Source organism: Pseudomonas sp. Soil_N_39 (assembly GCF_057655955.1).
Genome location: NZ_JBDGLI010000002.1, coordinates 386,841 through 398,674 on the forward strand (window position 1 = coordinate 386,841; position 11,834 = coordinate 398,674).

The following is an 11,834-nucleotide window of genomic DNA, read 5'->3' on the forward strand; positions in this document are numbered from 1 at the left end:
TCCCTTAGGAGACCACTCCATGAGCCTCAATATTTTCTGGTTCCTGCCTACCCACGGCGACGGCCATTACCTTGGCACTGCCGAAGGCGCCCGCGCCGTCGATCACGGTTATTTGCAGCAGGTCGCCCAAGCGGCGGACCGCCTGGGTTTCGGCGGCGTGTTGATCCCCACCGGGCGTTCCTGCGAGGATTCGTGGCTGGTGGCCGCTTCGTTGATTCCGGTGACCCAGCGCCTGAAATTCCTCGTCGCCCTGCGTCCCGGGATTATTTCGCCGACGGTGGCGGCACGCCAGGCCGCGACCCTCGACCGGTTGTCCGGCGGAAGGGCGTTGTTCAACCTGGTGACCGGCGGCGACCCGGACGAACTGGCCGGCGATGGCTTGTTCCTCGACCACGAACAACGCTACCAGGCCTCAGTGGAATTCACCCGGATCTGGCGCCGAGTGCTGGAAGGCGAAACCGTGGATTACGACGGTGAACACATCAGTGTGAAGGGCGCCAAGCTGCTCTATCCGCCGATCCAGCAACCGCGTCCGCCGCTGTATTTCGGCGGTTCGTCGGAAGCCGCCCAGGACCTGGCGGCCGAGCAAGTGGAAATGGTGCTGACCTGGGGCGAGCCGCCCGCCGCCGTAGCGCAGAAGATCGAACAAGTGCGCGCCAAGGCCGCGAAGCTCGGCCGCACCGTGCGCTTCGGCATCCGTCTGCATGTGATCGTGCGGGAAACCAACGCCGAAGCCTGGCAAGCAGCCGACCGGCTGATTTCCCACCTGGACGACGACACCATCGCCCGTGCCCAGGCGTCCCTGGCGCGCTTCGATTCGGTGGGCCAGCAACGCATGGCCGCCCTGCACGGTGGCCGTCGCGACAAGCTGGAAGTCAGCCCCAACCTCTGGGCCGGTGTCGGCCTGGTGCGCGGCGGTGCCGGGACCGCACTGGTGGGCGACGGCCCGACCGTGGCGGCGCGGGTCAAGGAGTACGCCGATCTTGGCATCGACACCTTCATCTTCTCCGGTTATCCCCACCTGGAAGAGTCCTATCGCGTGGCGGAACTGTTGTTCCCACACCTGGACGTGGAGCGTCCGGAGCTGCCGAAAAGCCAGGGTTATGTGAGCCCGTTCGGTGAAATGGTCGCCAACGACATCCTGCCCAAAGCCGCGTCCCAGAGCTGAGGCGGCCATGAAGAAAATTATCCACAACCTCGCGCCCTGGGCAGTGCCGCTGCTGTTGCTGGCGGTCTGGCAACTGTCGGTGTCGGCCGGTTGGTTGTCCACGCGGATCCTGCCGGCACCCGTGGCGGTGATCGAAGCCGGGGTCAACCTGGTGCGCAGCGGCGAGATCTGGACGCACCTGGCCATCAGCGGTTGGCGGGCGGCGGTGGGTTTCCTGATCGGTGGCGGCATCGGCCTGGCCCTGGGCTTTATCACCGGTTTGTCGAAATGGGGCGAACGCCTGTTGGACAGCTCCGTGCAGATGGTGCGGAACGTGCCGCACCTGGCGCTGATTCCGCTGGTGATCCTGTGGTTTGGCATCGATGAGTCGGCGAAGATTTTCCTGGTGGCCCTGGGCACGTTGTTTCCCATCTACCTCAACACCTACCACGGGATTCGCAACGTCGACCCGGCGCTGGTGGAAATGTCCCGCAGCTACGGCTTGTCTGGCTTGCGCCTGTTTCGTCAGGTGATCCTGCCGGGCGCCTTGCCTTCGATCCTGGTGGGCGTGCGCTTTGCCCTGGGTTTCATGTGGCTGACGCTGATCGTTGCGGAAACCATCTCCGCCAGTTCCGGCATCGGTTACCTGGCGATGAATGCCCGGGAGTTCCTGCAAACCGATGTGGTGGTATTGGCGATTCTTCTGTACGCCGTGCTGGGCAAATTGGCCGACCTGGCCGCTCGCGGGCTTGAGCGGGTCTGGCTGCGCTGGCACCCGGCGTACCAAGTGAGCAAGGGAGGTGTGGCATGACCGCCCAACAACCTCCGCGCCTGCTGCGTGGCATTCCGCTGGCGGTGCGCAAGCTGCAAAAAACCTTCGGCACGCGCCAGGTATTGCGCGACATCGACCTGCATATCCCGGCCGGGCAATTCGTGGCCGTGGTCGGTCGCAGCGGCTGTGGCAAAAGTACCTTGCTGCGTTTGCTGGCTGGCCTCGATCAGCCCACCGGTGGACAGTTGCTGGCCGGTTCTGCGTCGTTGAGCGATGCACGGGAAGACACGCGGTTGATGTTCCAGGAAGCGCGTTTGCTGCCCTGGAAAAAAATCATCGATAACGTCGGTCTCGGGCTCAGGGGCAATTGGCGCCCGCAGGCGTTGCAGGCACTGGAAGCGGTGGGCCTGGCCGACCGCGCCCATGAGTGGCCGGCGGCGCTGTCCGGCGGCCAGAAGCAACGGGTGGCCCTGGCTCGCGCGTTGATCCATCAGCCACGCCTGTTGCTGCTCGACGAACCCTTGGGAGCGCTGGACGCCCTGACCCGTATCGAGATGCAGCAACTGATCGAAAACCTCTGGCGGCAACACGGTTTCACGGTGTTGCTGGTGACCCACGACGTCAGCGAAGCGGTGGCGATTGCCGATCGGGTGATCCTGATCGAGGACGGTCAGATCGGCCTCGACCTGGCCATCGCCCTGCCGCGTCCACGGGTTCGCGGCTCTCATCGCCTGGCGAGCCTGGAAACCGAAGTCCTCAACCGTGTGCTGTCCTTGCCCGGCCAACCGCCGGAACCCGAACCCGTTTCACCCTTGCCCACGCAATTGCGTTGGGCTCAATAACTTCATCCAGACAGGAATCGACACCATGACTATCAAAGCCATCAACGTACGCAACCAGTTCAAAGGCACCATCAAGGAAATCGTCGAAGGCGACGTGCTGTCGGAAATCGACGTGCAGACCGCTTCCGGCATCGTCACGTCGGTCATCACTACCCGCTCGGTCAAGGAGCTGGAGCTGGCGATCGGCAGTGAAGTGATCGCCTTCGTCAAATCCACTGAGGTGTCTATCGCCAAGTTGTGAACGATGTTTCACCCACAGCCCCGGACGGCGTGAGCCCTTCGGGGTTCTTTTTGGTGGCCGGTGAATACGCTTGGTGAGGTTAGAAGGGGGCCTTTGTGGCGAGGGGATAAATCCCCTCGCCACAGGGGTCAGGGGGCTTCACGCTTGGGGAGATACGGCGGCAGATACAGTCCCAGGTACGCATCGAACACCCGCATGCCTTCTTCGGCCATGCGCGGGGTGATCTGGCCGTGCTGTTGTATCGAGCGGGCGTAGACGCGGTCGCCCAGTTCCATGGCCAGGGCGAACACGTCGACGTCTTTAGGCAAGGGCGGCAGGGCGAAATGGTGGTCGAATACCTTGTGCATCAAGTCACTCAGCTCAAGGTCGTGCTGGCGGTCGGCCTGGGTGACTTCGGTCAGGCCGTGCTGGGCCAGGATCAGCTGGCGAGCGGCGGCGTCCTGGCTGTAGATGGCGAGCATGCGCTGTTCCACCAGCCGTGACAGGTCGTGCCAGTGGTTCAGCGCTGCATGATCGATCGGTGCTTGCAGGCCCGCGCGAAAGGCGGCGTGGACATCGGCGGTCAGGGCTTCGAGCAGGGCCGGGACGCTGGCGAAGAAGTGGTACACGGAAGAGGGCGGGATCCCGGCGCGCTCGGCGACGCTGTAGATCGACAGGCTGGCCACGCCTTCGGCGGCAAGCAGTGTACGGGCGGCATCGAGAATGGTGTCGATCCGGGCCTGGCTGCGTGCGCGGGGTTTGCGGGGTGCGGCGATGCGTGTCATGAAGCTCTCCTGCGGGGCTGCCGGGCATTGTACGAGTCGATTTCTGTGTTGTCTGCCAAGCCCTCATCGCGGGCAAGCCTTGCTCCCACAGAGCAATACATTGTGAATCAGGTCAAATGATCACAAAGAACCCCTGTGGGAGCTGAGCTTGCTCGCGATCCGCCGAAGGCGGCCATTCAACCAGCCTCCATAAAAAAACGCCGCAGGCCATAAGGCCTGCGGCGTTTCTTTTTTACCGCAACCGCTTACACGGTATGCAGGTACCAGTTGTATTCGAGGTCGGAGATGGAGTGTTCGAACTCCTCCAGCTCACTTTCCTTACAGGCCACGAAGATATCGATGTATTTCGGATCGATGTACTTGGCCATGACTTCACTGTCGTCGAGCTCGCGCAGTGCATCGCGCAAGTTGTTCGGCAGGCTTTGCTCGTTCTGCTCGTAGCTGTTGCCTTCCACCGGCGCACCGGGCTCGATCTTGTTGACCAGGCCATGGTGCACACCCGCCAACACTGCCGCCATCAGCAGGTAGGGGTTGGCATCGGCGCCGGCGACGCGGTGTTCCAGACGCACGGCATCGGCCGAGCCGGTGGGCACGCGCAAGGCCACGGTGCGGTTGTCCAGGCCCCAGGTCGGCGAGTTCGGCACGTAGAACTGTGCGCCGAAACGACGGTAGGAGTTGACGTTCGGGCAGAGGAAAGCCATCTGCGCGGGCAGGGTCTCGAGCACACCGCCGATCGCGTGACGCAGTGCGGCGTTCTGCTCGGGATCCTCGCTGGCAAAGATATTCTTGCCGTCTTTATCCAGAATCGAAATGTGGACGTGCAACCCATTGCCCGCCTGGCCCGGATACGGCTTGGCCATGAAGGTGGTGTCCATTTCATGGTCGTAGGCGATGTTCTTGATCAGGCGCTTGAGCAGGACCGCGTAGTCGCACGCCTTGATCGGATCGGCCACGTGGTGCAGGTTCACTTCGAACTGCGCCGGGGCACTTTCCTTGACGATGGCGTCGGCGGGAATGCCTTGCTCCTTGGCCCCTTCCAGAATGTCCTGGAGGCAATCGACGTATTCGTCGAGGTCATCGATCAGGTAGACCTGTGTTGAATGCGGGCGTTTGCCGGAAATCGGCGAGCGAGGCGGTTGTGGGCGTCCATTCACGTTCTCCTGGTCGATCAGGTAGAACTCCAACTCGAATGCGGCGCAGATGGTCAGACCCAGTTCATCGAACTTGGTCACGACCTGTCGCAGGACTTCACGCGGGTCGGCGAAGAAAGGTTCGCCTTCGAGTTCGTGCATGGTCATCAACAGTTGCGCAGTAGGGCGCTTCTGCCAAGGCTCGTTGCACAGGGTGTCAGGGATTGGATAACAGATTCGGTCAGCATCACCGATGTCCAGGCCCAGGCCGGTGCTTTCCACCGTAGAGCCATTGATATCCAGAGCAAATAAAGAGGCCGGCAGGTTGATGCCTTTCTCGTAAACCTTGTGGAGGCTGGTGCGTTCTATGCGCTTGCCGCGCACCACACCATTCATATCCGCAATCAGAAGGTCAACGTACAGAACCTCAGGATGTTCCTTAAGGAACGCGTTCGCTTCGTTAAGCTGAACGGCACGCGGGGGTACCGACATGATGCAACACCTTTGTTGTTAAAAATATCAATCATTGATCTCTTCGAAAGCCAGTCAACCCGAACGGCATGCCGAAGTCAAGCAGGGCCTTTTTTGCCCTAAAAAAGCACCTGCAGGGCTTTTTTGAGGCAATTTAGGGCGTTTTTTTCCCTTTAAGGGCCTTGGCGCCCGCAGGCTTGAGCGGGCCGTGTTGTATTTTTTACGGGGGTGTTGTGTAAAAAAATGAACAAGGCTAAGCTCGATTCAAACCCATAACAGCAATAATACCGGGGTGCTTCATGTCTCGCCTGCCGTTAATCGGCGTCACCACCTGCTCCAAGCAGATGGGTCTGCATGCTTATCACGCCAGTGGCGATAAATATTCCCGGGCTGTCGCGACAGCCGCCAAGGGCTTGCCAGTGCTGCTCCCGTCCTTGGCGGATCTGTTCGCGCCGTCCGATATTCTGGACGCCCTGGACGGTATTCTCTTTACCGGCTCTCCTTCCAATGTAGAACCTTTTCACTACCAGGGCCCAGCCAGCGCGCCGGGCACTGCCCATGATCCTGCACGGGACGCCACCACCCTGCCGCTGATCCGCGCCGCTGTCGCGGCGGGCGTCCCGGTGCTGGGCATCTGCCGTGGTTTCCAGGAGATGAACGTAGCCTTTGGCGGCAGCCTGCATCAGAAGGTTCATGAAGTGGGAACGTTTATCGATCATCGTGAAGACGATACTCAAGCGGTGGACGTCCAATACGGTCCTGCCCACACCGTGCATATCCAGCCTGGCGGCGTACTGGCAGGCCTGGGGTTGCCTCAATGGATAGACGTCAACTCGATCCACAGCCAGGGTATCGAGCGCCTGGCACCTGGCTTGCGGGCCGAAGCGGTGGCGCCGGACGGCCTGATCGAGGCTATTTCGGTATTAGAAGGCAAGGCTTTTGCTTTAGGTGTGCAATGGCACCCTGAATGGGAGGTAAGCTCTAACCCGCACTACCTTGCGATTTTCCAGGCATTTGGCGATGCCTGCCGCGCAAGGGCAACACAACGCGACGCGGATGCGTCAAACAACGCCTGACGACTAATAGCAGTCAGGAAACTCACGCCTAGAGGCATTTATGAGTAACAACCTCGACCAGCTCACCGATTGGTTGAAAGACCACAAGATCACAGAAGTCGAATGCATGATTGGCGACCTGACCGGTATCACCCGGGGCAAGATCTCGCCGACCAACAAGTTCATCGCCGAGAAAGGCATGCGTCTGCCCGAGAGCGTTCTGCTCCAGACCGTTACGGGCGACTATGTCGAAGACGACATCTATTACGAACTGCTCGACCCGGCTGACATCGACATGATCTGCCGCCCGGACGAGAACGCCGTATTCCTTGTGCCATGGGCCATCGAGCCCACCGCCCAGGTCATCCACGACGCCTACGACAAGCAGGGCAACCCCATCGAGCTGTCGCCGCGCAACGTGCTCAAGAAAGTGCTCAAGCTCTACGCCGACAAAGGCTGGCAGCCCATCGTCGCGCCGGAAATGGAGTTCTACCTGACCAAACGCAGCGACGACCCGGACTTTCCGCTGCAACCGCCCATTGGTCGCTCCGGCCGCCCGGAAACCGGTCGCCAGTCTTTCTCGATCGAAGCGGCCAACGAATTCGACCCGCTGTTCGAAGACGTCTACGACTGGTGCGAGTTGCAGGAACTGGACCTCGATACCCTGATCCACGAGGACGGCACGGCGCAGATGGAAATCAATTTCCGTCATGGCGATGCCCTGTCCCTGGCCGACCAGATCCTGGTGTTCAAGCGCACCATGCGCGAGGCGGCACTCAAGCACGACGTGGCGGCCACGTTCATGGCCAAGCCCATGACCGGCGAGCCGGGCAGCGCGATGCACTTGCACCAGAGCATCATCGACAAGGAAACCGGCAAGAACGTCTTCTCCAATGAAGACGGGACCATGAGCGATCTGTTCCTGCACCACATCGGCGGCCTGCAGAAGTTCATCCCCGAGCTGTTGCCGCTGTTCGCCCCCAACGTCAACTCGTTCCGCCGCTTCCTGCCGGACACCTCGGCACCGGTGAACGTGGAGTGGGGCGAAGAGAACCGCACCGTGGGCCTGCGCGTGCCGGATGCCGGGCCGCAGAACCGTCGGGTGGAAAACCGCTTGCCGGGCGCCGACGCCAACCCGTATCTGGCGATTGCCGCCAGCCTGCTGTGCGGCTTCATCGGCATGGTCGAGGGCATCAGCCCGAGCGCGCCGGTGGTGGGCCGTGGCTACGAACGCCGCAACCTGCGTTTGCCGCTGACCATCGAAGACGCCCTGGAACGCATGGAAAACAGCACCACCATCGAGAAATACCTGGGCAAGAAATTCATCACAGGCTACGTCGCGGTCAAGCGGGCCGAGCATGAAAACTTCAAGCGCGTCATCAGTTCGTGGGAGCGGGAATTCCTGCTCTTTGCCGTCTGAAGCGCCGGGCGGAGCTGCTTAAGGCAGCTTCGCCCTCACCGATCACAGGAGAATTCGCATGACCCGCAATAACCCGCAAACCCGTGAATGGCAGGCCCTGAGCAACGATCACCACCTGGCGCCGTTCAGCGATTTCAAGCAGCTCAAAGAGAAAGGCCCGCGCATCATCACTCACGCCAAGGGCGTCTACCTCTGGGACAGTGAAGGCAACAAGATCCTCGACGGCATGGCCGGCCTCTGGTGCGTGGCGGTCGGTTACGGCCGCGACGAACTGGCCGACGCCGCCAGCCAACAAATGCGCGAATTGCCGTACTACAACCTGTTCTTCCAGACGGCCCACCCGCCGGTGCTGGAATTGTCCAAAGCCATCGCCGACATCGCCCCTGAAGGCATGAATCATGTGTTCTTCACCGGCTCCGGCTCCGAGGGCAACGACACCATGTTGCGCATGGTCCGCCACTATTGGGCGATCAAGGGCCAGCCGAACAAGAAAGTCATCATCAGCCGCAAGAACGGTTATCACGGTTCGACTGTCGCCGGCGCGAGCCTGGGCGGCATGACCTATATGCACGAGCAGGGCGACCTGCCGATCCCGGGCATCGTCCACATCGCCCAGCCTTACTGGTTCGGCGAAGGCGGCGACATGAGCCCCGAAGAGTTCGGCGTGTGGGCGGCCAACCAGTTGGAAGAAAAGATCCTGGAGATCGGCGTGGACAACGTCGGTGCCTTCATCGCCGAGCCGATCCAGGGCGCCGGTGGCGTAATCGTGCCGCCGGACAGCTACTGGCCGCGCATGAAGGAAATCCTCGCCAAGTACGACATTCTGTTCGTGGCCGATGAAGTGATCTGTGGCTTCGGCCGTACCGGTGAGTGGTTCGGTACCGATCATTACGGGTTGAAACCGCACATGATGACCATCGCCAAGGGCCTGACCTCTGGCTACATCCCCATGGGCGGGTTGATCGTGCGCGACGACGTGGTCGCGGTGCTCAACGAAGGCGGTGACTTCAACCACGGGTTTACCTACTCCGGTCACCCGGTGGCCGCGGCGGTGGCCCTGGAAAACATCCGCATCCTGCGCGACGAGAAGATCATCGAGCGTGTCCACAGCGAAACGGCACCCTATTTGCAGAAGCGTTTGCGGGAACTGAACGATCATCCGCTGGTGGGTGAAGTACGCGGGGTCGGTTTGCTGGGGGCGATCGAACTGGTCCAGGACAAGGCCACGCGCAAGCGCTACGAAGGCAAGGGCGTGGGCATGATCTGCCGGCAGTTCTGTTTCGATAACGGGCTGATCATGCGCGCGGTGGGCGACACCATGATCATTGCGCCGCCGCTGGTGATCAGCAAGGCCGAGATCGATGAGCTGGTGACCAAGGCGCGGCAGTGTCTGGACCTGACCCTCAATGCATTGCAAGGCTAAGTGCTAGGCTCTGAGCGAGGTGCCTGCAAGGGCCTCGCCCAGCGTAAACAAAAGGCTGGGCTTGTGTTGAAAGCCTGGCCTGTAACTTGCCAGACTACCCGCTGTTCAAGTTGCCCGCGAGCCGGCTGCTGAACGTGGCTAAAAAGAATAACTGGAGCATCAATCCATGAAGGCATTAGGTATGAAGATAGCTGGCAAGACCCTCCTCGCCATGTCCCTGATGGGCGTGATGGCGGGCGCCGTCCAGGCGGACGACAAAGTGCTGCATGTCTATAACTGGTCCGACTACATTGCGCCGGACACCGTCGCCAAGTTCGAGAAAGCAACGGGGATCAAAGTCGTCTACGACGTGTTCGACAGCAACGAAACCCTGGAAGCCAAGTTGCTGGCCGGCAAGTCCGGTTATGACATCGTGGTGCCGTCGAACAATTTCCTGGCCAAGCAGATCAAGGCCGGTGTCTACCAGGAACTGGACAAGTCCAAGCTGCCGAACTGGAAGAACCTGGACACCGACCTGCTCAAGGCTGTCGGCGATGCCAGCGACCAGGGCAACAAACACGCCTTCCCTTATATGTGGGGCACCATCGGCATCGGTTACAACCCCGAGAAGGTCAAGGCCGCATTGGGCGTCGACAAGATCGACTCCTGGGACACCCTGCTCAAGCCCGAGAACATCGCCAAGCTCAAGAGCTGCGGCGTAAGTTTCCTCGATTCGCCAACCGAAATGATTCCGGTGGCCCTGCATTACCTTGGCTACCCGACCGACAGCCAGGACAAGAAGCAATTGGCCGAGGCCGAAGCACTGTTCCTCAAGTTGCGTCCATCGATCGGTTACTTCCACTCGTCCAAATACATTTCCGACCTGGCCAACGGCAACATCTGCGTCGCCGTGGGCTATTCGGGTGATATCGAGCAATCCAAGAGCCGAGCTGCCGAGGCTGGCGGCAAAGTGAAAGTGGCCTACACCATTCCCAAGGAAGGTGCCGGTTCGTTCTACGACATGGTCGCCATTCCCAAGGATGCCGAAAACGTCGAGGCCGCTTATAAGTGGATGAACTTCATCATGCAGCCGGAAATCATGGCGGAGATCACCGACAACGTGCGTTTCCCTAACGGTAACAAGGCCGCCACCGCTTTGGTGGACAAGGAAATCTCCGGCGACCCGAGCATTTATCCATCGGATGAAGTGAAGGCCAAGCTGTACGCCATCGCTGACCTGCCGTCGGCAACCCAGCGGATCCTGACCCGCAGCTGGACCAAGATCAAATCCGGTAAATAAGCCGGCCTGAAGCATCCTCCTGTTGTTGCTGGCATCGCGGCGGCGGCAACAGGAGCATTCAATAACTAAAAGTTTTGCGGGATCGGTTTATCGAGGGTAAGTTGCGCGCCGGTTTTGTTGCAGGGCCCATCGTGGCCAAGTAACGGGGGCAACTTGGGCCCAACTATTTAAGAGGACCTCCACGTGCCAGTCTTTTCTTTGTTACGCAACGCCTTGCTGGTCGGTGCCGGCCTGACGCTCGCTGTCAGCGTCCAGGCCGCCTCCACCGTGCATATTTATAATTGGTCGGACTACATTGGCGAGACCACCCTGGCGGATTTCGAAAAAGCCACGGGCATCAAGCCGGTGTATGACGTGTTCGACTCCAACGAAACCCTGGAAGGCAAGTTGCTGGCCGGGCGCACCGGTTACGACGTGGTCGTGCCGTCCAACCACTTCCTGGGCAAGCAGATCAAGGCCGGGGCGTTCCAGAAGCTCGACAAGGCGCAGTTGCCCAACTACGCCAACCTCGACCCTGTGCTGCTCAAGCGCCTGGAAAAGAACGACCCGGGCAACCAGTACGCCGTGCCTTACCTGTGGGGCACTAACGGCATCGGCTATAACGTCGAGAAGATCAAGGCGGTCCTGGGCGTCGACAAGATCGATTCGTGGGCCATGTTGTTCGAGCCGGAAAACATCAAGAAGTTGTCCAGCTGCGGCGTTTCGTTCCTCGACTCGGGCGACGAAATGATCCCGGCGATGCTCAACTACCTGGGCCTGAACCCCAACAGCGAAGACCCTGAAGACTACAAGAAGGCCGAGGCGCAGTTGCTCAAGATCCGGCCTTACGTGACCTACTTCAACTCCTCCAAGTACATCTCCGATCTGGCCAATGGCGAGATCTGCGTGGCGGCCGGTTTCTCCGGCGACATCTTCCAGGCCCGCGAACGTGCCAGTGAAGCCGGCAAGGGCGTCGATATCGCCTACGTGATTCCCAAGGAAGGCGGCAACCTCTGGTTCGACATGCTGGCGATCCCGCGTGACGCCACTAACGTCAAGCAAGCGCATGCCTTCATCAACTATGTGCTCAAGCCTGAGGTCATCGCCCAAGTCAGCGACGTTGTCGGTTATGCCAACCCGAACCCGAAGGCTGGCGAACTGATGGACCAGAAAGTACGCACCGATGAAGCGGTTTATCCACCGCAAGCGGTCGTCGACAAGCTCTATGTCAACTCCGAGTTGCCGCCCAAGATCCAACGACTCATGACCCGCAGCTGGACCAAGGTCAAGTCGGGTAAATAACCTCAACAC

Annotated in this window: 11 protein-coding genes; 9 read left to right on the top strand and 2 right to left on the bottom strand. The window is 60.5% G+C overall.

Annotation, left to right across the window (positions count from 1 at the left end; genetic code table 11):
• Window positions 1–19 precede the first annotated feature (19 nt).
• The 4 genes from ssuD to AC3A5O_RS04075 are packed head-to-tail and all read left to right on the top strand — an operon-like array spanning window position 20 to window position 3,002.
• Window positions 20–1,168, top strand: coding sequence for an FMNH2-dependent alkanesulfonate monooxygenase (gene ssuD / locus AC3A5O_RS04060; RefSeq protein ID WP_018610594.1), 1,149 nt, complete (start codon window positions 20–22; stop codon window positions 1,166–1,168).
• A 7-nt stretch (window positions 1,169–1,175) separates the two neighbouring features.
• Window positions 1,176–1,958, top strand: coding sequence for an aliphatic sulfonate ABC transporter permease SsuC (ssuC, locus tag AC3A5O_RS04065; RefSeq protein ID WP_122567469.1), 783 nt, complete (start codon window positions 1,176–1,178; stop codon window positions 1,956–1,958).
• Entirely contained in the window at window positions 1,955–2,761 is an 807-nt protein-coding gene (ssuB, locus tag AC3A5O_RS04070; protein WP_122567468.1) for an aliphatic sulfonates ABC transporter ATP-binding protein, read from the top strand. The genes ssuC and ssuB overlap by 4 nt, the downstream gene beginning before the upstream one ends.
• Before the next feature lie 25 nt (window positions 2,762–2,786).
• Window positions 2,787–3,002, top strand: a complete 216-nt coding sequence (locus AC3A5O_RS04075; protein ID WP_003177394.1) for a TOBE domain-containing protein — start codon at window positions 2,787–2,789, stop codon at window positions 3,000–3,002.
• A gap of 128 nt (window positions 3,003–3,130) precedes the next feature.
• On the opposite strand, the gene AC3A5O_RS04080 is transcribed toward AC3A5O_RS04075, so the two are convergent.
• On the bottom strand, window positions 3,131–3,766 hold the full coding sequence (locus AC3A5O_RS04080) for a TetR/AcrR family transcriptional regulator (protein WP_122567467.1): 636 nt from the start codon (window positions 3,764–3,766) through the stop codon (window positions 3,131–3,133).
• 245 nt (window positions 3,767–4,011) lie between these two features.
• Window positions 4,012–5,388, bottom strand: coding sequence for a glutamine synthetase family protein (locus AC3A5O_RS04085; protein WP_025216023.1), 1,377 nt, complete (start codon window positions 5,386–5,388; stop codon window positions 4,012–4,014).
• A 278-nt stretch (window positions 5,389–5,666) separates the two neighbouring features.
• Here AC3A5O_RS04085 and AC3A5O_RS04090 point away from each other — a divergent pair, with 278 nt between their 5' ends.
• The 5 genes from AC3A5O_RS04090 to AC3A5O_RS04110 all read left to right on the top strand — a co-directional run bounded on the left by AC3A5O_RS04090 (window position 5,667) and on the right by AC3A5O_RS04110 (window position 11,825).
• Window positions 5,667–6,443: a gamma-glutamyl-gamma-aminobutyrate hydrolase family protein gene (locus AC3A5O_RS04090; RefSeq protein WP_122567466.1), complete on the top strand. Its 777-nt coding sequence runs from the start codon at window positions 5,667–5,669 to the stop codon at window positions 6,441–6,443.
• Window positions 6,444–6,483: 40 nt separating this feature from the next.
• Entirely contained in the window at window positions 6,484–7,842 is a 1,359-nt protein-coding gene (locus AC3A5O_RS04095) for a glutamine synthetase family protein (protein ID WP_053126367.1), read from the top strand.
• Window positions 7,843–7,900: 58 nt separating this feature from the next.
• Window positions 7,901–9,265, top strand: coding sequence for an aspartate aminotransferase family protein (locus tag AC3A5O_RS04100; RefSeq protein WP_122567465.1), 1,365 nt, complete (start codon window positions 7,901–7,903; stop codon window positions 9,263–9,265).
• 181 nt (window positions 9,266–9,446) lie between these two features.
• The gene (locus AC3A5O_RS04105; protein WP_122567464.1) at window positions 9,447–10,544 is read left to right on the top strand and encodes a polyamine ABC transporter substrate-binding protein; all 1,098 of its coding nucleotides are present in this window, start codon (window positions 9,447–9,449) and stop codon (window positions 10,542–10,544) included.
• Between the two features lie 183 nt (window positions 10,545–10,727).
• On the top strand, window positions 10,728–11,825 hold the full coding sequence (locus AC3A5O_RS04110) for a polyamine ABC transporter substrate-binding protein (protein ID WP_122567463.1): 1,098 nt from the start codon (window positions 10,728–10,730) through the stop codon (window positions 11,823–11,825).
• Window positions 11,826–11,834: the final 9 nt, after the last annotated feature.